The following is a 24,682-nucleotide window of genomic DNA, read 5'->3' as shown; positions in this document are numbered from 1 at the left end:
ATAAGATAAGAATTTTGACAGCGTAAATGAACTGAAAAGATTAGCAGTTTTTTTGTGGCTATTATTTATAGCAAATAAATTGAATAATCTAGTAAATTTCGGTAGAATAGAGGGGATTCAAATCATGATGAAGGAAAGATTAGGAATGAAAAGAAGTTATTTAGGAGAAAAGCACCAGCGTTTTTCATTGAGAAAAGTTTCGGTTGGTTTGGTTTCTGCTTTGGTAGGGGTTTTCTACCTTTTTAGTGGAGGAGGTTCTCTTGCAAATGTAGCAGCCAGTGAACAGACGCCATCCGTCACAAAACAGATTCACTATAAGTACGTGACAGAGAGTGAGCTCACGGACCAAGAGAAGCAATTGGTAGTCAAAGAATTGCCACAGTTTGCTGAGGAAACAGATGATACATACTATTTGATTTATTGTCCGACGAGACAGTTGCCTGCAACTGGTCACAGCCAACTCATTAGCTCAATTGCAGCGGGGGCAGGCATAGTACTACTGGTAGTAGCGATTAAACTGGGCAGAGATGATCGCAAGAAACTCGCTTCTTTCATGCTTTTGACCAGTCTAGGAAGTCAGCTAATTGCGCCAACTTCCTTGGCTTTGACAAATCAAATGCTGGCAGACTATAATCAGGAATTGACTGTACAGATCGGGGAAACATTGCAATCCCCACTTACGATTGAAGGCTACCAATATGTAGGGTATTTGAAATCTCAAAAAGAAGTGAAGCCTTCAGTTGATGGCAAGAAAGAGTTGAATCATTCGGCTCCTATTGATACTCCAGTTCAAACTTCAAACGGAAGTCAAGCGCAGGAAGAGTATCGTGCTCAGAAACCAAATGATGCTCCTGTATTTGAACAACCAGAGTTAAAGGTTGAAAGTAAAGAAACGAGTCATACAGAGATCATTCCTTTCCAAGTAGAGGAAGTAGAAGCAGCTGATTTGCCACAAGGTCAAACTGAGGTGATTCAGGCAGGGAAAAATGGTAGTCGTACCATCGTGACCCGCAGCTACATTTTAAATGGTCAGGTGATCCATACAGAGGAGGTTTCCAATCAGGTAACGACTGAGCCTACTTCTGAGATTAGAAAAGTCGGAAGCAAGGTCCTTTCTCCTACAAAACCAAGCCCAGGGGAGTCCGTTAGCGAGAAACCAACAGACGCTCCAATAAATGAAGTTCCAAGCTTAAACGTTGAAGAAAAAGATGTTACCACAACAGTGGCTGAACCCTACACTCGAGAACGAGTAGAGAGTGATAGCTTGCCAGTTGGCCAAATCAAGATAACTCAAGCTGGTCAAGATGGCGTGCGTACAATCGTCACCCGTCAGTACATGGTAGATGGAAAAGTAGAGAGAAGCCAGGAACTCTCTAACGAAGTGACGACTCCAGCGGTCTCAGAAATCGTAACAGTTGGAACAGGCCCTGTTAGCGAGAAACCAACAGACGCCCCAATAAATGAAGTTCCAAGCTTAAACGTTGAAGAAAAAGATGTTACTACGACGGTAGCAGAACCCTACACTCGAGAACGAGTAGAGAGTGATAGCTTGCCAGTTGGTCAGACCAAGATAACCCAAGCTGGTCAAGATGGCGTCCGTACGATTGTGACTCGTCAGTATTTAGTAGATGGCAAAGTAGAGAGAAGCCAGGAAATCTCCAACGAAGTGACGACTCCAGCGGTCTCAGAGATCGTAACGGTCGGAACAGCTCCTGTTAGCGAGAAACCAACAGACGCTCCTGTAAATGAAGTTCCAAGCTTAAACGTTGAAGAAAAGGACGTTACCACAACAGTGGCCGAACCCTATCCAACTAAGGAAGTGGAAAGTGCAGACCTGCCTTTGGGGCAAAGGGAAGTTAGCCAAGCTGGTCAAGATGGTGTCCGTACGATTGTGACTCGTCAGTATTTAGTAGATGGAAAAGTCGAAAATACAGAGGAAATCTCTAACACTATCACAAAAGAAGCAGTTCCTCAGATTATCAAAGTCGGTACAAAACCAATTTCTACAAATGTGGATCACGCTCCTGTGGAACCAGAAAAAGGAACTCTCGACCTCGAACCCTTACACCAATTAGTGGAAGAGGCCGATAGCATTCAGAAAACGCATCAGTATTTCAATGATACCACTGCAGATCAAGAGTCTTATAAACAGGCAGTCGCAAATGCCCAAGCTCTCTTTGAGGCATCTCATGCTAGTCAAGAACAGGTTGATTCTTTGAAAAAGGCCCTTGAAACTGCTAAGAATAATCTAGACGGCCAACCTGTTGATAAGAAAACTCTTGGAGTTGAATTTGACATGAAGGATGTGACTCAGTCTACAGTTGCTTACCAGTATGCTGATGAACAAGCCAAACTCCGCTATCGCCGTGCTCTAGATCAGGCCAAGCTCGTTTTGGACAATCCTTTGGCCAATCAAGCCTTGGTCGATCAAGTTCGGACGGATCTCGAGGCAGCTCGTCAAGCTCTGGATGGTGTCAAGAGAAAACCAATCCTCTCTCTAGTCCGTGTCGAGAAGGAAGAAGACAAACGCCAAGTTTCTCTTAGCTATCACTTGACGGATGCTACAGCTAGCTATCAATCAGCCAAAGTGCAGCTATACAAGGGTGAAACGTTAATTAAGGAAGTCGACCTTGCGGACCTCACTCAAAAATTGATACTTGGTGACTTGGACTACTATACTCCTTATACCCTCAAAACTGTCATGAAATATGACCTGGGTCAAGGGGAACAAACTAGCATAGAGGATCAACGTCCAGTTCAGCTTGATTATAAGAAGGTTGAAATCAAAGACATCAACCGCATCGAACTGTACGGTAAAGATGGCAGTCACTACCGACGTTACCTATCCTTGTCAGAAGTGCCGTCTGATTTGGACAACTACTATGTCCGCATTCAGTCAGACAAGTTCAAGGATATGCTCTTACCTGTTTCTAAGATTACTGATAAAGGCAATGCCTACTCCGTAACAGTATCAGCTAATCAGCTCGTCGAGGGAGAAGGGGATCATTATCGTCCAGATTACTCTTTTGAACTGCCGAAAACGCCTCTTAGCCAAGAAGGTGTCTATACGTCCTTCAAAGCGCTCGTAGAGGCCATGAAGTCAAATCCGACTGGAAACTTCAAACTAGGAGCGGATGTTTCAGCAGATGAACTTCAGTTGGAACAGTCTGCGACAAGCTATGTTCCAGAAGAATTTTCAGGTAGTCTAACTAGCCGAGTGGATGGAAAAGATTATACCATCTACAACTTGGCAAAACCACTCTTTGCAACCTTGAAAAATGCCACCATCCAGCAACTGACCTTGAAATCGGCTGCAGTTACAGGCAAGGATTCTATAGGGGGCTTGGCTAGCAACGCTCAGAATGCAACGATTACAGATGTTTCTGTAAGTGGTAGTCTATCTGGGAACAAGCATATCGGTGGACTCGTAGGAGTTGCCCAAAACACAAAACTAACTAATGTTGCCTTTAAAGGGTCCATCACCAGCACCCAAGATGGGGGACAGGAGTACAATATTGGTGGCCTGGTCGGTAACTTCCACGGCAACCAATCACTGGCGCAGAAGAGCCAAGCGGATGTATCTATCCAAGTAACGGGTCGAAATGGAGACCAGCGTGTTGGAGGCTTGATCGGTCGTTTGCAGAATGGAGCTAGATTAGAAACTTCTTATGTGACTGGTTCTATCCAAAATGGAGGTCATTCTGGCCAAGTCGGTGGAGCGATCGGATCTACTTGGAATAATGGACAGGTCCGAAATGTCTTGACCAGTGTCAAGGTTCAAAATGGTCATGCGATGACAGGAGATCCTTATCCTGAGGCTTCTGTTCGGGACTCTTATGTTCTTGAAGGAACTACAGCAAATCGAAAAGATGAGCGTTTTGTCCGTTCTATTTCAGAGGCCGATGCGCAAGCCAAACGTCAATCCTTTGGAATCACTTCAAACTTGACGGACCAGGAGCCATTGCAGAAAACTTACCAGCATCAGACAGACTATAGTCGAGTGAGAGGAGCTCAAGAGTCCAGAAAGCAAGCCTACGAAAATGTAGAAAAACTATTACCATTCTACAACAAAGACTTTATCGTTCATACAGCTAACCAATTAGCTGAAGATGATAAACTCAACAAAGTAGCCCTGCTAGATGTAGTTCCGATGAAAGATGAGACTCTGATAACGGATGTCAATAGCCATAAGGGTGAAATCAATAGACTGATGCTGCATTATGCAGATAAGACAATCGCTTATCTCGATCTGACCTACAAGGGTGATTTTGCCAATGGCCAGATTGCAGAATATAGCATCGCTGATAAAAATTTACTCTATACGCCAGAGGCCTTCTTATCTGACTATCAGTCTATTAAAGAGAGTGTCTTGGATGAACTCAGAGCTGTGACCTATGACTCGGCTGCAGTGCGTAAAGTATTAGGGATTGGTGAAACAGCTTCCTTAGATGATCTTTATCTGGAAAAAGCCTTTGAACAAACCAAGGCTGAACTAGGTCAGGAGCTCCTCAAGGTACTTTCAGTTGACAAGTCGATCAACACCCTAGGCCCTGCCGTAGCGGATGCGATTAGCCAAAAAATTCTGAAGAACAAAGAGGCCTTCATGCTTGGTCTGACCTATCTCAACCGATGGTACAATGTCAACTATGGAACTTTCAATACCAAAGATCTTAATGCCTATAAGTTTGATTTCTTTGGCAATCAAGCAGCTTCGACACTGGATACTATCATCGCTCTCGGGAACTCTGGAATGGGCAATCTTCGAGCACAAAACAACTTCAATGCCTACCGACAATCTCTAGCCAAGGAAAAAGGCAAAGGAGACCTCTTTGCTTACTTAGAAAGTCTGCGTGAACTCTTCTTGCCACACAAAACCAACAGTGAATGGTTCAAGGAAAATACCAAGGCTTATATCGTAGAGGCTCGTTCAAGTCTGCCAGAAATTCAGGCTAAACAGGACAATGCAGATCGTAAGAGTAAGTATACAATCAAGGTCTACGACAGACTGACTCAGGGAGATTGGGGCTTCAAGCAAATGGTCCTCCAGCTTCTGACCTTACCTGAAAGAGATGTCTATATCATCAGCAATATGTCGACCATCGCCTTTGGTAGCTTTGGAAGCTACAGGAAAGAAGGTGGCAGAGTTCTCTCAGGCGAGGAACTCCATCGACACGTTGAAAAACTTGTGGATCAATCAGCTGAATGGCAACGAAACCACTATGACATGTGGTACAACATTTTAAGTCCAAACAGGAAAGACACTCTATTCAGACGGGTGATCGTTACAGACGGTTTCTTTCTTTATAATGATAAAGGCCAGCAATATTGGGCTCCGCGTAATGATAAGACCTCTGTTGCTATGTACAATTTCTTTGGCCCTGCTGGCAAGTATCACGGAGACAATGGACTAGGAGCCTTTGCAAATGGTTATGAAGTCTTCTATGTCTATGACCAGATGCTGGGAGCTTCTGGAACCATGGTCTATACCCATGAAATGACCCACAACTCGGATGGTTCTATCTATTTTGAAGGACATGGTCGTCGTGAGGGTGAAGGACCTGAGAGTTTTGCTACAGGGATGTTAGAGTCTGTAACCAATGTTAGCGAAAAAGGTCTCGTCCTCAATAGCTTCTATCAGGGAGATAAAGATTCGACCACACGTTACCATACCTATGATCCTGTTGCTCGATTCTCCTCAGCAGATGCTCTTCGCGACTACATGCATGGAGTTTTTGACGTACTGAACCTTCTGGATTATGTAGAAGGGGATATTGTTACTGGAGTTCTAACTGATCAACAGAAAATGAAATGGTACCGTAAGGCTGAAAATTATAACTTTGAAAAAACTTCTTATGGTAAACAAGCTCACGCTGATGATCGAATTGTCCCTATAACTGCCGAAGAAGCAGCCAAACTAAAATCTGTTGATGCTCTGGTTGATCATAATATCATTGGTCGTCGCGATGGTTGGGATACCGCTAGCTTTGGACGAAATGGCTACTACATCGTCAATATGTTTGCTTCCTTCTATGCAGCTCTGGACAATCCAACTGGTGCTCCTGGGGGACTTATGTTCCGCCGTAGAGCCTACGAATTGCTAGGAGACAAGGGCTACCAACAAGGATTTGTCCCATATGTATCTGGCCAATACTCCGGCCAAGCGCTTAAAGAAGGTAATAAGACCTACTCAATCTGGAACAGAGGAGATGTCGGTGTAGTTGGAGATGATCTAATCCTTAAAAACCTCTACGGTAGTCAGTATGAATCATGGAAGGATTTGAAGAAAGCTATGTTGAATGAACGATACAACAAGGCCCAAAACTTCCTTCGCCCTATCACCATTGAGTTTGAAGCAGGAAAACTAGATAGCAAACGACAAATTACAATTTCTTCTTATGAGGAATTACAAGATTATATGTACTTAGCAGTACTAGCGGATGCCTCAGCTAAGAACATTGATCGTGCTTTATCAGACAGCTCTAAGAGCAGTGTCGCCCAACTCAAGTATCGTATTTTCAATGCTTATCTACGTGCTACAGACGACTTCAGACAGTCTATCTTTGAAAGATAAGTCTCTTGCAAAAACAGCCACGAAAAAAGAAGATCACTTGGATCTTCTTTTTTTAGGGGAACGGCTTGCTTAGTATAAAAACGAATGAATTTACAAATAAATTGATACATGACATATTTCTTACTCTAAATGTCTGGATAGAAATTTGAAACCATTCACCATCTAGTATATTCATTTTGAAATTTCTTTTGTTTTTCATGAAAATATGATAAAATGATAGCTGTAAAAATTTTTAAGGAGATTCAGATGAAAACAAATACACTTGCTCGCGTAAATGCGATTTTTGGTCTTATTTCAGGTATCGTCTTGCTGTTGGCACCTCTTGTTATGTTTATGATAGCTGTCGGGGCTGCTGCGGCAACGGAGGACTCAGATGCAACAGTTGGGCTATTGACGATTTTTTCAATTATTTTGTCATTGGTAAAAATTGCTGTCTTGGTTTTAGGAATTGTAGCCATTGTTTATTACAAGGACGATGAGCGTGTGACGCCTGCACCGTCTGTTTTGTTTATCGTAGGTGGTTCTGTTGGATTGATCCCATTCTTGGGCTGGGTAGGAGGAATTCTGACAATCATTGGTGGATCCCTCTATTTTGGACTTTTGAAAAAATTCGAGATTCAAGAATAATGACTTTTTGTTAGGAATATTTTTAAATAAGAGAAGGCGATTAGCCTTCTTTTTTTGTCATCAAGCAGAGGTAAACTTGACAAGATAAATAAGTTTTTACATTCATAAAATTCAAAGCATTTATTTGGGACAAGGACCTTTTTTTATAGTATAATGATGAATGTAAATTACCTATATCAAAATATAATTCTAGTTATTTCCTTGATAGAGGTTGAAAAGTTGAGAGGATTTAGAATGAAAAAGATTTTTGGAGAGAAGCAGCATCGTTTCTCCTTACGAAAATTAGCAATTGGACTTGTGTCAGCTTCGATTTCAAGCCTATTTTTTGTGTCCATTGCGAGTAGTGGAACCGTATTTGCCCAAGAAAATGTAGCTGTTCACTACAAATATGTGACGGATACGGAGCTGAGTAGGCAAGAAAAAGACTTGATTGTCAAGGATATTCCTAAAATTGCGGAAGATAGTGAGAGCACCTATTATCTAGTCTACCGTATGGATGAGAAAGCCCAGCTGGGTCAGTTGCCCAATACAGGTGGGCAGCATAGCCTTACTAGCGTTTTATCGGGTGGAGTCATGGCTTCGATCGGCCTCCTTATTTTTGTCGTATCGAAAAAGAAAGGCAAAAAGAAAGCTCTATTGAATGTGATTTTGATAACAGGGATGGGTAGTGGTTTGGTTTCTTCGGTTCAGGCTATCGAAAATCAGCTTTTGCTCCAGTACAATCAGGAATACCAATTATCCCAAGGAGATAGTCTGCCTTTGCCACGCACCCTATCGGGTTATACCTACCTAGGCTATATTAAGCAAGACAAGGACGCTAGTTTGCAAGAAACTGCTGCTAGAGGTCAGAAACCAGACTACACGGTTCAACCTCGTTTTCAGACCAATGAAGGTGGGCAAAAGGCAGGAGATGAGCAGAAAGCTACCTCTCCTACAACGCCTGCTGAGAAGCCAATCCCTTCTCAAGATTCATCCAATCAAAATCCGTCTGGTCTTGCTAGTGTAGATCCTCAAGACGAAGTCTTGGCTGGTCGCGTGAATAAACCAGAGCTCCTATACAAAGACCAAGAGATTGTAACCAAACTAGACTTTTCAGAAGTGGTTCAAGAAAATTCCGAACTAGCAGAGGGAACCATTCGTGTCAAACAAGAAGGTCATGCTGGGAAGAAGGTTGAAGTCGTTCGCATTTTCACTGTTGAAAACCAAGAAATTTCCCGAGAAGTTCTCTCGACCAATGTAGAAGAAGCCTTGCCACGTATAGTAGAAAAAGGGACTAAGAAGGCAGTTGTACCGAGTGAAGCATCTCAGTCTGCAAGAAAAGGAGAGCCTGAGACCCAGGCTTCCTTACCAGAATATAAAGGAGAACAAGCGGGAGCGATTGTAGCCCCTGAAACAGCTGAAAAACCAGAATATACAGGCACCCAAGCAGGAGCAGTCGTTGAACCCGAGCAGGTAGCTCCGCAACCTGAGTATCAGGGAACCCAAGCTGGTGCCATCGTCGAGCCAGAACAAGTTGAGCCAGAGGTTGGGGGCGTCCAGTCTGGGGCTTTGGTGGAACCAGAAATGGCTGAGAAACCATCCTATACAGGCGAGCAGTCTGGAGCAATCGTAGAGCCTGAACAGGTGCCACCAACACAAGAGTATACAGAAACTCAAGCGGGAGCGGTTGTTGCCCCTGAGACAACTGAAACACCAGAGTATACAGATAATCAATCAGGTGCTATCGTTGAACCAGAAATCCAGTCTTCCCTACCAGAATATAAAGGTGAGCAAGCAGGAGCCATTGTGGAACCGGAGCAAGTCGCTCCTCTTCCAGAATATACGGGCAATACCGAGCAAGTAAAACCGGAAGCTCCGACAGAAAAACCAAAAGAAAAAGATCCAGAGAAAACGCTTGAGCTAAGAAATGTTTCGGATCTGGAGTTGTATAGTCAGACCAATGGTACTTACAAACAACATGTTTCTTTAGACAGTGTTCCAAAGAATACAGAAACTTACTTTGTCAAGGTTAAATCTTCGGCAGTTAAAGATGTCTATCTACCAGTTTCTTCAATAACGGCAGAAACGAAAAATGGTCAGTCAGTTTATAAAATTACAGCCAAGGCTGAGAAACTCCAGCAAGAGCTAGAAAATAAATATGTCGATAATTTCACCTTCTATCTAGCTAAGAAGGCTACAGAGGAAACGACAACCTTTACTTCCTTTAGCAACCTCGTCAAAGCTATCAAGCAGAATCTCTCTGGAACCTATTATTTAGCAGCTAGCTTGAACGCCAACGAAGTGGAGTTGGATCCTGATGAAAAGTCCTACATCAAGGGTACCTTTACTGGTCAGTTGATCGGTGAAAAAGATGGCAAGCAGTATGCTATTTACAACTTGAAAAAGCCTCTGTTTGAAACTTTGAGTGGCGCTAGAGTAGAAAAATTGAGTCTGAAAAATGTCTCCATTTCAGGGAAAGATGATATCGGTTCACTGGCCTATGAAGCCCAGAATGGTACAAAGATTAAGCAAGTTCATATCGATGGTGTTCTAGCAGGTGAACGTGGTATCGGTGGTTTGCTGGCTAAGGCGGACCAATCAAGTATCACAGAGAGCAGTTTCAAGGGGAGAATTATCAATACTTATGAAACGACTGCTGCCTACAATATCGGTGGTTTGGTCGGTCATTTGACAGGTGACAAGGCTTTACTTAGTAAGTCAAAAGCGACAGTAGCCATTTCATCCAACACAAATACTTCAGATCAGACTGTAGGTGGTCTTGCAGGTCTAGTAGATCAGGATGCACAGATCCAAAATAGCTATGCTGAAGGTGATATCAACAATGTCAAGCACTTTGGTAGAGTTGCGGGAGTAGCAGGTAATTTGTGGGATCGAACTTCTGGTGATGTAAAGTATGCTGGAAGTTTGACCAATGTTCTCAGCGATGTCAATGTAACCAACGGAAATGCCATTACCGGTTACCACTACAATGGAATGAAGGTGAAGGACACATTCAGCAGCAAGGCCAACAGAGTCTACAATGTCACCTTGTTCAAGGATGAAGTCGTCAGCAGAGAATCCTTTGAAGAAAGAGGAACAATGCTAGATGCTTCCCAAATCGAAAGCAAAAAAGCAGCCATTAATCCTCTCACTCTACCAACAGTGGAGCCCCTCTCAACAAGTGGCAAGAAAGACAGTGATTTTTCTAAGGTGACCCATTATCAAGCTAAGCGCGCTTTGGCTTATAAGAACATTGAAAAATTGCTACCTTTCTACAACAAGGCAACTATCGTCAAATACGGAAACCTGGTCAATGAGAACAGTCTTTTGTATCAAAAAGAACTCTTGTCAGCAGTCATGATGAAGGATAACCAAGTCATCACAGATATTGTTTCCAATAAAGAGACGGCAAACAAACTCTTGCTACACTACAAGGACCATTCATCTGAGAAACTCAATCTCAAATACCAGGATGATTTTGCCAAATTAGCAGAATATAGTCTAGGAGATACTGGACTTCTCTATACGCCAAATCAATTCCTGTATGACCAATCTTCTATCATCAAGCAAGTCTTACCTGACTTACAAAAGGTTGACTACCACTCAGAAGCCATCAAAGAGACACTCGGTATTTCTCCAAATGTCAAACAGACCGAGCTCTATCTAGAAGACCAGTTCGCTAAAACCAAGGAGCAACTGGAAGACAGTTTGAAAAAACTCTTGTCAGCAGATGCTGGACTTGCCGGTGATAATCCAGTTACCAAGGGCTACCTTGTAGATAAAATCAAGCACAACAAGGAAGCTTTGCTACTTGGCTTGACCTATCTGGAACGGTGGTATAACTTTAGCTATGGTCAGGTGAATGTCAAAGACCTAGTTCTGTACCATCTGGACTTCTTTGGTAAGGGAAATGCTTCACCACTAGATGCCCTGATTGAGTTGGGTAAATCTGGCTTTAACAATCTTCTAGCTAAGAATAATGTCGATACTTATGGTATCAGTCTTGCCAGTCAACATGGAACGACAGATTTGTTTAGCACGCTGGAACATTACCGAAAAGTCTTTCTACCAGAGAAAAGCAACAATGACTGGTTTAAATCACAGACCAAGGCTTACATCGTCGAAGAAAAATCCACTATCGAAGAGGTGAAAACAAAGCAAGGACAGACTGGTAGCAAGTATTCTATCGGTGTCTATGACCGCATCACTAGTGCCACATGGAAATACCGCAATATGGTCTTGCCTCTCCTAACCTTGCCAGAGAGATCCGTCTTTGTCATCTCAACTATGTCTAGTCTAGGATTTGGAGCTTATGATCGCTACCGCAATAGCGAGCATAAAGCGGGCAAGGCTCTCAATGATTTTGTAGAAGAAAATGCGCGTGAAACAGCCAAACGTCAGCGAGATCACTACGATTATTGGTATCGTATTTTAGATAATGAGGGACGTGAAAAACTCTATCGTACCATCTTGCTTTATGATGCTTATAAGTTCGGCGATGACACAACATCTGGAAAAGCTACAGTAGAGGCTAAGTTTGATAGTTCCAATCCAGCCATGAAGAACTTCTTTGGACCAGTTGGCAATAAGGTAGTACACAACCAGCATGGAGCCTACGCAACAGGGGATGGTGTCTACTATATGTCTTACCGTATGCTTGACAAGGATGGAGCCATTACCTATACCCATGAGATGACCCATGATTCCGATCAGGATATCTACCTTGGCGGCTATGGTCGAAGAAGTGGTTTGGGACCAGAGTTCTTCGCAAAAGGCTTATTGCAAGCCCCTGACCAACCAAGTGACGCAACCATTACCATCAATTCTATCTTGAAACACTCAACATCAGATAGTACAGAAGGATCCCGTCTTCAAGTCTTGGATCCGACAGAGAGATTCCAAAAGGCAGCAGATCTTCAGAACTATGTCCATAACATGTTTGACCTTATCTACATGCTGGAATATCTCGAAGGGCAGTCAATCGTTAATAAACTAAGTGTTTACCAGAAAATGGCGGCTCTCAGAAAAATTGAGAACAAGTATGTAAAAGATCCATCAGATGGAAATGAGGTTTATGCCACTAACGTAGTCAAAGAATTGACAGCAGAAGAGGCGCAAAAATTGACCAGCTTTGAGAGTTTGATTGACCACAACATCTTATCAGCTCGTGAGTACCAGTCTGGCGAGTATGAACGAAATGGCTACTATACGATTAAACTCTTTGCCCCAATCTTTTCAGCTCTCAGCAGTGAGAAAGGCACGCCAGGGGACCTGATGGGACGCCGAATTGCTTACGAACTTTTGGCTGCCAAAGGCTTTAAGGATGGAATGGTACCTTATATCTCAAACCAATACGAAGAAGTTGCCAAACAAAAAGGTAAAACTATCAATCTCTATGGTAAAGAACGAGGATTGGTGACCGATAAACTTGTATTGGACAAGGTATTTGAAGGCAAGTATTCATCTTGGGCGAATTTCAAGAAAGCCATGTACAAAGAACGTGTGGATCAGTTTGAAAACTTGAAACAAGTGACCTTTAAAGATCCGACAAAACCATGGCCAAGCTATGCGACCAAGACCATCAATAGTGTGACTGAATTGCAGGAACTCATGGATCAAGCTGTACTACAGGATGCAGTGGCTCCTCGTTGGAGTGACTATAAGCCAGAAATCGACAGTGCCGTTCATAAGTTAAAGAGAGCAATCTTTAAGGCCTATCTTGACCAAACAAAAGACTTCAGAACCTCTATTTTTAAGAAATAAGTTTTGGAGAATGAAAAGAGAGGACCGACTGGTCTTCTCTTTTTATAGCTTGATATCCCTGTTAGGAAGCTGGTATGAGATAGGTTTGTGTCTGAGAAGTCCTTTCGTTTCTGGAGCAAATATGGTAGAATGATAGCTACGAGAGAAGGAGGTTTTGATGGAGAGAGATAGATTGGTTCGACTCAATTGGAGACTGGGCATGCTGGCAGGAGTGACCTTACTTTTGGGGCCTGTCCTACGATTTTTGCTATCCTATACTGGGGCTCTCATCTATAAAGAACCTTCAAAGATGTTGGTCGTCACGGTTGTCTTTTCCTTGCTCCTGACATTTTTTAAGATTTTGATGATTGCATTAGGGACCTTTATGTTAATCTATTTCGAAGAAGATCAACAACTTCGAAAGCTGCCTTCTATTTTATTTATCATTGGTGGCGTGCTGGGCTTTCTTTCAGCGACCGAGTGGATAGGAGGATTTCTAATCATTAAAGGCGCTGTTTCTTTTTCTAAATTTTTAAAAGAAGTCCGTGGCCTTGTCTGATAGTCTAGTGAAACAATCCGTTTGAGGGTTGTTTTTTATTTAAAGAATTATCTGGCGAAAGAATATGTTAGCAAAATGCTTTTTTTTTTATAAGAAAACATGATGTAATACAACTTGAAAAAATAAAAAGAGAATATTATGAAATAATCTTTCATTACATCATATTTAACATTCTATTTAAAAGCTTCCATTACTTTAGAGGGAGTCTTTATAAAAATTTCCAGCCCTAATACTATTTTAAAAGTTATTCCACTGGGTTCTCAAAATAAAACAATTCCTGTTGATCATGTTGCAAGTGTAGATAGTTCATTTCGTCTTGATTTCAAATCATTTGCTTGGGGTATCATTTTCGCTCTTATCGGCCTTTCAATGATGCAAAATTCATTTATCGGAGGATTGATATTAGCGGCTTATGGTGTATTAACAGTGCTAAGTGCTTTTCAAACTCTACTAGTTTTGCATCTTACTTCTGGTGGAACACATGTTGTCAGTGTGGTAGTATTTGAAAAAGCTAATCTTGAAAATTGCAAAGAAACAATTGAAGGTCTAATTCATAATCGTTACAATGATACTAATGTAACTAAGAATACTGATCGTTTAATTGATGCTTTAAATAACAAATAATTGCAATCGTTTCTTGATTGAATATCGCGAATTAATAATAACTAGATGAGAGGACACTGTTCTCTCTTTTTAGTTGATTTTAACTAGCTTTTTTGTGAAAAATTGTGTAAAATAGAATAGATAAACGAGGGCAACCTCGAAAAATAAAAGGAGAATCCATCTAATGGTAAAATTGGTTTTTGCTCGCCACGGTGAGTCTGAATGGAACAAAGCTAACCTTTTCACTGGTTGGGCTGATGTTGATTTGTCTGAAAAAGGTACACAACAAGCGATTGACGCTGGTAAATTGATCAAAGAAGCTGGTATCGAATTTGACCAAGCTTACACTTCAGTATTGAAACGTGCGATCAAAACAACAAACTTAGCTCTTGAAGCTTCTGACCAATTGTGGGTTCCAGTTGAAAAATCATGGCGCTTGAACGAACGTCACTACGGTGGTTTGACTGGTAAAAACAAGGCTGAAGCTGCGGAACAATTTGGTGATGAGCAAGTTCACATCTGGCGTCGTTCATACGATGTATTGCCTCCAAACATGGATCGTGATGATGAGCATTCAGCACACACTGACCGTCGTTACGCTTCACTTGACGACTCAGTTATCCCAGATGCTGAAAACTTGAAAGTGACTTTGGAACGTGCCCTTCCATTCTGGGAAGACAAAATCGCTCCAGCACTTAAAGATGGTAAAAACGTATTCGTAGGAGCTCACGGTAACTCAATCCGTGCCCTTGTAAAACACATCAAACGCTTGTCAGACGACGAAATCATGGATGTGGAAATCCCTAACTTCCCACCATTGGTATTCGAATTCGACGAAAAATTGAACGTAGTTTCTGAATACTACCTTGGAAAATAATCTATAAACAGAAAGCCTAGGAATTCCTAGGCTTTTTTGTATCTAAGTTAAAAATAAAGGCAACTTAGCTAATTGAAAAAGTAAAAATGAGAGGAAACAGTTTATGCTGTAGCAGGTTGGATGAATTAAGTTTCTTTTAATTCGTAGTTCCAGTGTTCGTAGTTATAGGTTGATAAAATCATATCCGTGATTTCTTCTGGTTCTTCTTGAGCTCCCCCAGCAATCCAAAGAGAAATAATCCCTTCAATACTTGATAAGAAGATTTCCAAAGCGTATTTGTGAGGAATTTGGAAGTTTTCTGATAAGAAATGACGAGTCCTTTCTTTTTGATTTTCAGTTAGAATAATGCTACTTAGAAATTCACGAATTGCACCACGAAAGTCTATGTAATGACTTTGGGACAAGGCGTTGATAAGGCGTTCGTTCGAACGTAATATATAGAAATTTGCTAACATAAACTTTCTAGGCGATTCTCTTTCTTTTTCTAAAAAAATGTAGAGCTGGGAAATGATTTCACTTTTAAAACTGTCAATCATTTGATATTTATCTTCATAGTGTAGATAGAAAGTTCCCCTATTAATTCCTGCCCGTTTGCAGAGCTTACTAATTGATATATTTTCAAATTTCTCCTCTGATAGCAACTGAATCAAAGCTTCTTTGATGCCTTCCTTAGTAGTAGTTTTTCGTTTCTGAACCATTTTTCTTCCTTTTTATTAAATCAACACTTTGTTGATTTTTGATTATTGCTTTTTGACTTAGCCCATTATATAATATTTGTGATTTAGAATCAACACCTTGTTGATTTAAGGAAACGAGCTTTGAAAAGGAGATAAACGATATGGCTTATATTGAAATGAAACACAGCTACAAGCGTTATCAGGTTGGGGATACGGAGATTGTGGCTAATCATGATGTGAATTTTGAAATTGAAAAGGGGGAGCTGGTTATTATCCTTGGTGCTTCAGGTTCTGGAAAATCAACCGTTCTCAATCTCCTAGGAGGTATGGATACCAATGATGAGGGGGAGATTTGGATCGATGGTGCCAATATTGCCAACTATAGTTCGCACCAGCGAACAAACTATCGTCGTGAAGATGTAGGTTTTGTTTTTCAGTTTTATAATCTAGTTTCCAATCTGACAGCCAAGGAAAATGTGGAACTGGCTTCAGAAATCGTGACAGATGCCTTAGAACCTGAGCAGGTCTTGACAGATGTAGGTTTGGCTCATCGCCTCAATAATTTTCCAGCCCAGCTTTCTGGAGGGGAGCAACAGCGAGTCTCCATTGCACGCGCTGTAGCCAAAAATCCTAAAATTCTCCTCTGTGATGAACCGACTGGTGCCTTGGATTACCAGACGGGGAAGCAAGTCTTGAAGATTCTCCAAGACATGTCTCGTCGAAAAGGAGCGACGGTGATTATCGTGACCCACAATGGTGCGCTAGCTCCTATTGCAGATCGCGTGATTCATATGCGCGATGCTACAGTTAAGAGCATGACGATCAATGAGCATCCGCAGGATATCGATACATTGGAGTATTAGCATGAAAAAAACATATCGAAAAGACCTATTTCAGTCAGTGACGACTTCAAAGGGACGCTTTGTTTCTATCTTGACCTTGATGATGCTGGGTTCTTTAGCCCTAGTAGGTCTTAAAGTAGCCAGTCCAAACATGGAACGCACGGCAGGGGATTATCTCCGTAAAGCCAATACCCTGGATCTGGCCGTAATAGCTGATTATGGGTTGGACAAAGAAGACCAAGACGAACTAAAGACCCTTCAAGGAGCAAGTGTTGAGTTTGGCTATATGGCAGACCTAACCGTTGAAAATGGTGAGGAAGCAGTTCGACTTTATTCCAAACCAGAGAGCATTTCAACCTTTCAAGTGACAGAAGGGCGACTGCCAGAGACAAATGAGGAAATTGCCCTAGCCGACTTCTGGAAAGACCGCTATCAGATTGGGCAGACCATTACCTTTACTAAGAAAGAAGAAAAGTCCATCGTAAAATCCCAAACTTTTACAATTACTGGATTTGTTGAGTCGGGTGAGATTCTTTCTAAAGAAGATTTAGGAAGTGCTAGTAGTGGAAATGGCAACCTGACTGGCTATGGAGTAATTTTACCCAGTCAGTTTGACTCAGATGTTTATAGTATTGCGCGTGTGCGCTATGACGATTTAAAAAATCTGGATACTTTTTCATCAGACTATAAGACCAAACGAGCCCAACATCAGGAAGAGTTGCAAGACTTACTTGCTGATAATGGTCAAAAAAGATTGGCAAGTATCAAATCAAATGGGCAAAAGAGCTTGGAAGAGGGCAAAGAACAGCTCCAAACTGCTGAAAGCAACCTTGAAAATGGCAAGAGTCAGTTAGAGCAGGCCGAAAGTCGCTTGAAAACGCAAGAAGAACAAGCGACCGCTTTACCAGAACCGCAAAAGAGTCAAATCGAGGGACATCTGACAAAAGCTAAGGAAGAACTGGCGACTAAAAAAGAAAAACTGGCTCAGACAGAGAGTGATCTAACTAAGGAAAAAGAGAAGCTTGAACAGCGTCAGAAAGAGCTTGATGAACTGGCAGAGCCGAAATACCACGTATACAATCGCCAAACCATGCCAGGTGGTCAAGGCTACCGCATGTACAGCAATTTATCAACAAGTATTCGTTCTATCGGAAATATTTTCCCCGTGGTGCTATATATGGTCGCTGCAATGGTGACCTTTACAACGATGACTCGCTTTGTGGATGAAGAGCGTACCAATGCTGGTATATTCAAGGCTCTAGGTTACCGGAATCAAGATATAGTTGCCAAGTTTGTCCTCTATGGTTTTCTTGCTGGAACTGTGGGAACCATTTTAGGAACGCTTCTTGGACATTATCTTCTTGCAGGCGTGATTTCGGATGTTATAACAGCTGGGATGGTCGTTGGGAAAAGCCAGGAGTATTTTTACTGGTCTTATAGCCTCCTTGCCCTAGCCTTGAGTTGGGTATCTAGTGTCTTGCCAGCTTATCTGGTGGCGCGGAGGGAATTACACGATGAAGCAGCCCAACTTTTGCTTCCCAAACCTCCCGTTAAAGGATCAAAGATTTTGATGGAACGGTTGAGCTTTATATGGAGTCGTTTGAGCTTCACTCATAAGATTACAGCGCGAAATATTTTCCGTTATAAGCAACGGATGTTGATGACCATTTTTGGAGTTGCAGGTTCGATGGCTCTCTTATTTGCCGGTCTTGGCATTCAGTCTTCTGTAGGAGGAGTTTCCGAGCGCCAATTTGAACAAATCCAGCAATACCAGATGATTGTAGCAGAAAAGAGCAGTGCCAGTGAGCAAGAAAAAGCAGATTTAGAAAGTGCCTTGCAAGCTGAATCGATCCATGCTTATCAAAAGATTTACTCTAAAACCATTGAAAAAGATTTCAAAGGAAAAGCAGGACTTCAGACTATCACCATAATGGTCACAAGAAGAGAAGACTTCAAGCCTTTTATCGCATTACAGGAAAATGGGCAAGAGGTGGAGTTCACTGATGGAGCTGTCGTGAGTCAAAAACTAGCTCAACTAGCAGATGTTAATGTTGGAGATAAGCTAGAGCTTGATGGGAAAGAAATCAAGGTCTCGGCGATTTCTGAAAACTACGTTGGACACTTTGTTTATCTCAACCGAGCGACGTATGAACAAGTCTACGGCACCAGTCCGAAAGACAATACCTACCTAGTGAAATTAAAAGAGCCGACACCATCCAATACGGAGAAAGAAGCTGCTGTCTTTATGAAAAAAGCTGCTGTTTCTGGGGTGGTCCAAAATGCAACGGCTATCCACCTCTTTGAATCTGTAGCCAATTCTCTCAATAAAACCATGGCAATCCTTGTCCTTGTTTCCGTCTTACTAGCCATTGTCATTCTTTACAATCTCACCAATATCAATGTGGAAGAACGTATCCGCGAACTTTCCACTATCAAGGTTCTCGGTTTCCACAATAAAGAAGTGACCCTCTATATCTACCGCGAGACCATAGTGCTATCCCTTGTGGGGATTGTTCTCGGTTTGGTAGCAGGCTACTATTTACATCAATTTTTGATACAAATGATTTCACCTGCCACCATACTTTTTTATCCACGAGTCAGCTGGGAAGTCTATGCTCTTCCAATCGTCGCAGTGACTGTAATCTTAGCCTTACTGGGCATCTTTGTCAATCACCACTTGAGAAAGGTGGATATGCTTGAAGCCCTGAAATCAGTAGAGTAATTCAAGGTTTTAAACAGTAAATCAGTTGACAAAGTCTCTGCTTCTTGGTAGAATAAGAATTGTCGTAAAGACAAATAACTTCTTCTTGGTTACAGGCATGCCAACCTGTCACTCGGATGAAGCCAAATAAAAAGGAGAAACATCATGGCAATCTCAAAAGAGAAAAAAAATGAAATCATCGCACAATATGCACGTCACGAAGGTGATACAGGTTCAGTAGAGGTTCAAGTTGCTGTCCTTACTTGGGAAATCAACCACCTTAACGAACACATCAAACAACACAAAAAAGACCACGCTACTTACCGTGGATTGATGAAGAAAATCGGTCGCCGTCGTAACTTGCTTGCATACTTGCGTAAAAACGACGTTAACCGTTACCGTGAGTTAATCAACTCTCTTGGACTTCGTCGCTAATCTTGCGTCTAAAACGTTTCTATACTTCGTTGGCTTCAGCTCGATGTACCATTAGTACAATCTTCGCCTCGTCGCCTAGTCTATAAACGTTTTATCCAGCAAGAATTATGATGCTAAGGGCTCCAAAAATCCGTATGAAAATAGGGAAAGGAAACAGTGTTCGATGAACACAAGGAGTTTCATCTTTTTCACTAGGATTTTAGCCCGAGATCAAATCAGCTCTCTGACTTCAGAGAGCTTTTTTATTGAGGTTTTATCGGTCACAATTTTGGAGACTACAAAAACCAAGCCGTCAGGGTATGTCTTAATCATTTCGTTTTATCGGTCATAATTTTGGAGACTACAAAAACCTCAAATGGTATCAGCTAATGACACCATGAAGGTGCGCAGTTACTCGGCTTTTCAAGCCGAGTAACTGTCTGCAAGCCCCCTCGGAGAGCCCACACTTTACGAAGTAAAGTATAGTATGTTATACTTTACATGGAAGTAGTCACCGAATTTCAGTTAGAAATTACTTTGTAACTACATTTTGAGGAGGAGTAAAATGCTTTCCTACGTTCGACATTACCCACTAGCGATAGCTAAATTAATGTGTCTGTGCTTCCCTAAAATCTGCTGATTTATTACTGACTAATACAGGAGTTTTTTTATGGTACAGACAATCATATCTGCTATTGGTGTTTATATTTCCACCAGTATCGATTATTTAATTATTTTAATTATTTTATTTGCACAGCTATCACAGAATAAACAGAAATGGCATATTTATGCGGGGCAATATCTAGGAACAGGCTTACTTGTAGGGGCGAGTTTAGTTGCTGCTTATGTCGTTAATTTCGTGCCTGAAGAATGGATGGTTGGATTGCTTGGTTTAATCCCTATCTATTTAGGGATTCGCTTTGCAATTGTTGGAGAAGGTGAGGAAGAAGAGGAAGAAATTATTGAAAGATTAGAACAAAGCAAGGCAAATCAACTGTTTTGGACAGTTACATTGCTGACAATTGCGTCTGGCGGAGATAATTTAGGTATCTATATACCTTATTTTGCTTCGTTAGATTGGTCACAGACCCTCGTGGCGTTGCTTGTGTTTGTAATCGGCATAATTATCTTTTGCGAGATTAGTCGGATGTTATCCTCTATTCCGTTAATATTCGAGACAATTGAAAAATACGAGCGAATCATTGTGCCCATAGTATTCATTCTACTTGGACTATACATCATGTATGAAAATGGCACGATAGAGACTTTTCTGATCGTGTAGATTTTTTTGTTTCACTAGGATTTTAGCCCGGGCTCAAATCAGCTCTCTAATTTTAGAGGGCTTTTTATGTTGTCACTTTACCTCGATATACCCAAGTATAATCTTCGGTTACGATTATTAGCACTGTAAGGTAAAATAAACTAGATCATCTCCCTTTGGGGAGATTTTTTGTTTCACGAACATTTTTGTACAATCTTCGGCTTGTCTATATATGTCTCCATCCTTGTTCATCTAATAGAAATATGGTATACTTTTTATGAGAATTTTCTAAATTTTTAATTTTGTCTAAGGAGGTTTTCATGCTTTCCAAATTTTCTGGAAGCCGACAAGATTTGCAATTTGTGTTGTTTTTGGTTATTTTGCTAAGTGTTTTAGGAATTTCCCTCTTTCTAGCTGTTTCTATGGGATCCGTTGCGATTGATCTAGGCGATACCTATCGGATCATTTTGAGTAGATTGGGATTTCCTCTTGAGATAGGAGAGGTTTCCAAGTCTACTCTTGCCATTGTATGGAACATGAGATTCCCCCGAGTATTGTTAGGTCTGATAGTAGGGGCTGGTCTTTCTATGTGTGGTAGCGTGATGCAGTCCACAGTGAACAACCCCATCGCAGAGCCTTATGTCTTAGGAATTTCTGCGGGTGCAACTCTAGGGGCAACTTTGAGCATCATTCTTGGTTTAAAATTGGTGATTAGCCTTGGAGCTTTCCTTGGAGCTATTTTGGCAACAATCGCTGTCCTCATCATTGCCTCTATGCAGGGAAGGATGACGACTTCTAGTCTGATCTTATCAGGAACGGTGGTCAATGCTCTCTTTCTGGCATTTTCCAACTTTATTATCTCAGTCGGCGCTAATGCGGACAGTGTGATGACCATTAAGTTTTGGACTATGGGCTCGCTTGCCGGGACTAGCTGGTCTGACTTAGTCCTGCCAACTATGGTGGTAGGAATAGCCTTTCTATTTTTCTCTACTCAGTATCGTGTTTTTAATGCGATGATGATGGGAGATGAGGCTGCTTTAACTTTGGGGATTCCCTTACGCTTCTATTGGTATCTTTATGTGACCATGGTGGCTGTGTTGACAGCAGTATTAGTGGCAACCTGTGGGATTATTGGATTTGTCGGTCTGATTACGCCACATTTAGCTCGAGGGTTAGTAGGAACGAATTACAGGAGACTTTTTCCCGTTGCGACCTTACTGGGTGCCCTCTTTGTCATATGGGCAGATGTACTCTCTCGTATCATCATTCCAAACGCAGAGCTACCTATTGGTATTTTCACAGCTTTAGTGGGTGCTCCCTTCTTTATCTACATTGTTGGAGGTAGGCGAAGGGAGGTGAGGGTCTGATATGGACTTGATTTGTCAGGATGTTCACTTTGGACTAGGAGAGAAAAAAATCCTCAAAGGAGTTTCTCTTAAGGTTGAAGGGCACCGATTTCATACGATACTAGGACCAAATGGAAGCGGGAAAACCAGCCTGCTTAAACTCCTTTATCGTCAGGAAAAGGCAAACAAAGGCTTGATAAGCTTAGATGGAAAGCCTCTGGAGCATTGGTCACTTAAAGAAACGGCTAAGCAGATGGCAGTTGTAACCCAGTTTAATCAATTGCAGTTTGATTGTACAGTTGAGGAAATCGTCTTGCTAGGAAGAACTCCCCACCTCTCTTTTCTACAGAAGGAAAAGGAAAGGGATTATGCCCTCGTTCAAGATGCTCTTGTCAAGGTGGATATGCTCGAGAAGAAAACTCGTCTCTATTCGTCTCTGTCAGGGGGGGAGAAACAACGAGTCTTGTTAGCACGCGCCTTAGCGCAAGAACCGACTCTCTTGCTCCTGGACGAACCAACCAATCACCTGGATATCAAGTATCAGCTAGACTTGTTGGCCATTGTGAAGAATCTCAAGGTCAATGTTTTAGCTGTCCTACATGATATTCAACTTGCTTGTCGCTATTCGGATTATCTCTATCTGATGAAAGAGGGAGAAATCCTTTACCAAGGGACTCCAAAGGAAACCATCACCCCTGAGTCATTGCAAACTGTATACGGAGTTCAAAGTCAGGTTACTTGGACCGAGGATCAGCAAGCTATGATTCACTATTTATAAGAATGAAAAGGAAAACAAGATGAAAAAAACACTAAGCATTTTACTAGTAACAGTAGCTACCCTAACTATGGCAGCTTGTGGCAATACTACTACAGAAAAAACTACCACACAGTCTAGCACAGAAACAAGTCAAAAGGTGAGCACAGAGACGACTTATCCGTTAACGGTCAAGACCTATGATGCTAAGGGAAATGAAGTCGAACAAGTCTTTGATAAGGCACCTGAAAAAGTTATCACCAACAATCTTTCAACCACTGAAATCTTATTGGAGTTAGGGTTGAAGGATAAAATTGCTGGCATGCTTAACCCTGATAATGCTGTAACAGGTAAATACAAAGATGCGATTGCGACGATTCCTCAAATTGGGGACAAAAAAACAGTATCACAAGAAACAGTCCTTTCTTATGAGCCAGACGCTGTGATGGGTCGAAACATGATGTTTTCTGAAAAATCCTTGGGGACAGTCAGCACTTGGAATGAAAACAAAATCCCAGTCTATACGCAAAAAGCTTCTCTCTCAACGATTCAGCAAGATTTGGGAAATATTGTAGAAGATGTTAAAAATCTTGGAATGATTTTTAATGTTCAGGACAAGGCTAATGAATACGCGGCCCAATTACAAGCTAAAATTGACGCTGTTAAGAAAGCAAACCCAGCAAGCCAAGGTGAAAAGAAAAAGGCTTTGATTATGGTTGCTTATAATGACGAAACCTTCGGTGCTTACAAGTCTGCTTTGCAAGAGAGCTTGTTGAATCAACTTGGTTATACCAACGTTGCAACGGGAACATCAGGCTTGACCTTGGAAAATCTCGTGTCAATGGATCCTGAGTTGATTATCTATGTGACCAGCGACCGCAATAAAAAATTGGATGCCAACGCAGTAGAGTTGATGAAGGCAAATGAAGTTTTGGAAAACGTTCCTGCAATTAAGAATCAAAAAATCATGACCATCTCTTACGATGAGTTGATGGACTATGGTCCAGCAGTGATTGATTCCCTCGAGAAAATCAATGACTTTATCAATAAATAATGAGTTTGATTGGGAAGGGATCCAAGTCAAGGTCAGCCTTCCTTCGACCTATGATCCCAACCAAACCTATCCAGCGATTCTCTTGAATGATGGAAACTTGGATTTCCTATCCTCCCTTTCAGAATCTGTGATTTTAGTGGGCTTGACCTCTAAAAATCGCCTAGACGCCTACACTCCATGGAAGGCATCTGCTCTGAGAGATGGAGCTCAAGATTTTGGCGGTCAGGCAAATGCCTATCATGGTCATTTATTTGGAGGTCTTTTAGACAAGTTGCAGTCGCTTTATCGCCTAGACAAAAATCGCCTTGCTTATGGAGGGTATTCATTAGGTGGTTTGGCGGCAGTTTACAGTCTTTTCAGCTTTGACAAGGTATCCTGTGTCTTCTCAATCTGCGGTTCCTTTTGGTATCCTGATTTTACGACTTATTGCAAGGATGAAAAGGTGAAAAATTTAGATTGTTTACTGTATTTACAGAATGGTCAAACAGAAGGAGCCCATCATACCAATCGATTGGCTCAAGCACCAGTCTATGCTGAGCAGATTCATACCAGTCTTCAACAACACTATCCGACTAGTCAGTTTGTCTTTGATCCCTATGGGCATCATGAGCAAGTGGTTGAACGATTCCTAGCCTTTTCCAACTGGTTGGCTCAAAAATGGAAAATCGAATAAAA

The 24,682-nt window shown here is 41.7% G+C and carries 15 protein-coding genes; 14 read left to right on the top strand and 1 reads right to left on the bottom strand.

Features of this window, described 5'->3' with window-relative positions:
- Positions 1-145 precede the first annotated feature (145 nt).
- From HMPREF1115_RS11715 to HMPREF1115_RS11690, 6 genes are all read left to right on the top strand, one after another.
- Positions 146-6,571, top strand: a complete 6,426-nt coding sequence (locus HMPREF1115_RS11715) for a ZmpA/ZmpB/ZmpC family metallo-endopeptidase (RefSeq protein ID WP_000831274.1) — start codon at positions 146-148, stop codon at positions 6,569-6,571.
- A gap of 246 nt (positions 6,572-6,817) precedes the next feature.
- The gene (locus tag HMPREF1115_RS11710; protein WP_000856378.1) at positions 6,818-7,198 is read left to right on the top strand and encodes a hypothetical protein; all 381 of its coding nucleotides are present in this window, start codon (positions 6,818-6,820) and stop codon (positions 7,196-7,198) included.
- Positions 7,199-7,432: 234 nt separating this feature from the next.
- On the top strand, positions 7,433-12,940 hold the full coding sequence (locus HMPREF1115_RS11705; RefSeq protein ID WP_000718005.1) for a ZmpA/ZmpB/ZmpC family metallo-endopeptidase: 5,508 nt from the start codon (positions 7,433-7,435) through the stop codon (positions 12,938-12,940).
- Positions 12,941-13,097: 157 nt separating this feature from the next.
- Positions 13,098-13,478, top strand: coding sequence for a hypothetical protein (locus HMPREF1115_RS11700; RefSeq protein ID WP_000439018.1), 381 nt, complete (start codon positions 13,098-13,100; stop codon positions 13,476-13,478).
- Between the two features lie 369 nt (positions 13,479-13,847).
- Positions 13,848-14,102 carry a hypothetical protein gene (locus HMPREF1115_RS11695; RefSeq protein WP_000983488.1) on the top strand — a complete coding sequence of 85 codons (255 nt, stop codon included), beginning with the start codon at positions 13,848-13,850 and terminating at the stop codon, positions 14,100-14,102.
- A 163-nt stretch (positions 14,103-14,265) separates the two neighbouring features.
- Entirely contained in the window at positions 14,266-14,958 is a 693-nt protein-coding gene (locus HMPREF1115_RS11690; protein ID WP_000240130.1) for a phosphoglycerate mutase, read from the top strand.
- A gap of 125 nt (positions 14,959-15,083) precedes the next feature.
- On the opposite strand, the gene HMPREF1115_RS11685 is transcribed toward HMPREF1115_RS11690, so the two are convergent.
- Positions 15,084-15,656 (bottom strand): TetR/AcrR family transcriptional regulator, encoded by a 573-nt coding sequence (locus HMPREF1115_RS11685; RefSeq protein ID WP_000250304.1) that lies wholly within the window; start codon positions 15,654-15,656, stop codon positions 15,084-15,086.
- Positions 15,657-15,796: 140 nt separating this feature from the next.
- Here HMPREF1115_RS11685 and HMPREF1115_RS11680 point away from each other — a divergent pair, with 140 nt between their 5' ends.
- The 8 genes from HMPREF1115_RS11680 (at position 15,797) to HMPREF1115_RS11645 (ending at position 24,680) form a co-directional block, all read left to right on the top strand.
- Positions 15,797-16,498: an ABC transporter ATP-binding protein gene (locus HMPREF1115_RS11680; RefSeq protein ID WP_000323380.1), complete on the top strand. Its 702-nt coding sequence runs from the start codon at positions 15,797-15,799 to the stop codon at positions 16,496-16,498.
- The gene (locus tag HMPREF1115_RS11675) at positions 16,494-19,199 is read left to right on the top strand and encodes an FtsX-like permease family protein (protein ID WP_198429615.1); all 2,706 of its coding nucleotides are present in this window, start codon (positions 16,494-16,496) and stop codon (positions 19,197-19,199) included. The genes HMPREF1115_RS11680 and HMPREF1115_RS11675 overlap by 5 nt, the downstream gene beginning before the upstream one ends.
- Positions 19,200-19,343: 144 nt before the next feature.
- Positions 19,344-19,613, top strand: coding sequence for a 30S ribosomal protein S15 (gene rpsO, locus HMPREF1115_RS11670; protein WP_001018251.1), 270 nt, complete (start codon positions 19,344-19,346; stop codon positions 19,611-19,613).
- Positions 19,614-20,262: 649 nt separating this feature from the next.
- A complete protein-coding gene (locus tag HMPREF1115_RS11665) occupies positions 20,263-20,874 on the top strand; it encodes a CadD family cadmium resistance transporter (protein ID WP_000250864.1) in 612 nt (203 codons plus the stop codon).
- Positions 20,875-21,173: 299 nt separating this feature from the next.
- Positions 21,174-22,220 carry a FecCD family ABC transporter permease gene (locus HMPREF1115_RS11660; protein WP_000949302.1) on the top strand — a complete coding sequence of 349 codons (1,047 nt, stop codon included), beginning with the start codon at positions 21,174-21,176 and terminating at the stop codon, positions 22,218-22,220.
- Between the two features lies 1 nt (position 22,221).
- Positions 22,222-22,977: an ABC transporter ATP-binding protein gene (locus HMPREF1115_RS11655; protein ID WP_000364127.1), complete on the top strand. Its 756-nt coding sequence runs from the start codon at positions 22,222-22,224 to the stop codon at positions 22,975-22,977.
- 19 nt (positions 22,978-22,996) lie between these two features.
- Entirely contained in the window at positions 22,997-24,007 is a 1,011-nt protein-coding gene (locus HMPREF1115_RS11650; protein ID WP_000753266.1) for an ABC transporter substrate-binding protein, read from the top strand.
- Complete coding sequence (locus HMPREF1115_RS11645) at positions 23,988-24,680, top strand: alpha/beta hydrolase-fold protein (RefSeq protein WP_000175777.1); 693 nt, start codon at positions 23,988-23,990, stop codon at positions 24,678-24,680. The genes HMPREF1115_RS11650 and HMPREF1115_RS11645 overlap by 20 nt, the downstream gene beginning before the upstream one ends.
- Positions 24,681-24,682: the final 2 nt, after the last annotated feature.

This window comes from Streptococcus oralis SK610 (assembly GCF_000257455.1).
Taxonomy (GTDB): domain Bacteria; phylum Bacillota; class Bacilli; order Lactobacillales; family Streptococcaceae; genus Streptococcus; species Streptococcus oralis_CB.
The sequence above is the reverse complement of the archived record's forward strand: the minus strand, read 5'-3'. Positions and strand labels throughout refer to the sequence as shown.

Bases quoted from the DNA above. Each gene is read 5' to 3' on its own strand.
- HMPREF1115_RS11715 (WP_000831274.1), top strand. From the start codon at position 146: ATGAAAAGAAGTTATTTAGGAGAAAAGCACCAGCGTTTTTCATTGAGA.
- HMPREF1115_RS11710 (WP_000856378.1), top strand. From the start codon at position 6,818: ATGAAAACAAATACACTTGCTCGCGTAAATGCGATTTTTGGTCTTATT.
- HMPREF1115_RS11705 (WP_000718005.1), top strand. From the start codon at position 7,433: ATGAAAAAGATTTTTGGAGAGAAGCAGCATCGTTTCTCCTTACGAAAA.
- HMPREF1115_RS11700 (WP_000439018.1), top strand. From the start codon at position 13,098: ATGGAGAGAGATAGATTGGTTCGACTCAATTGGAGACTGGGCATGCTG.
- HMPREF1115_RS11695 (WP_000983488.1), top strand. From the start codon at position 13,848: ATGATGCAAAATTCATTTATCGGAGGATTGATATTAGCGGCTTATGGT.
- HMPREF1115_RS11690 (WP_000240130.1), top strand. From the start codon at position 14,266: ATGGTAAAATTGGTTTTTGCTCGCCACGGTGAGTCTGAATGGAACAAA.
- HMPREF1115_RS11685 (WP_000250304.1), bottom strand. From the start codon at position 15,656: ATGGTTCAGAAACGAAAAACTACTACTAAGGAAGGCATCAAAGAAGCT.
- HMPREF1115_RS11680 (WP_000323380.1), top strand. From the start codon at position 15,797: ATGGCTTATATTGAAATGAAACACAGCTACAAGCGTTATCAGGTTGGG.
- rpsO (WP_001018251.1), top strand. From the start codon at position 19,344: ATGGCAATCTCAAAAGAGAAAAAAAATGAAATCATCGCACAATATGCA.
- HMPREF1115_RS11665 (WP_000250864.1), top strand. From the start codon at position 20,263: ATGGTACAGACAATCATATCTGCTATTGGTGTTTATATTTCCACCAGT.
- HMPREF1115_RS11660 (WP_000949302.1), top strand. From the start codon at position 21,174: ATGCTTTCCAAATTTTCTGGAAGCCGACAAGATTTGCAATTTGTGTTG.
- HMPREF1115_RS11655 (WP_000364127.1), top strand. From the start codon at position 22,222: ATGGACTTGATTTGTCAGGATGTTCACTTTGGACTAGGAGAGAAAAAA.
- HMPREF1115_RS11650 (WP_000753266.1), top strand. From the start codon at position 22,997: ATGAAAAAAACACTAAGCATTTTACTAGTAACAGTAGCTACCCTAACT.
- HMPREF1115_RS11645 (WP_000175777.1), top strand. From the start codon at position 23,988: ATGACTTTATCAATAAATAATGAGTTTGATTGGGAAGGGATCCAAGTC.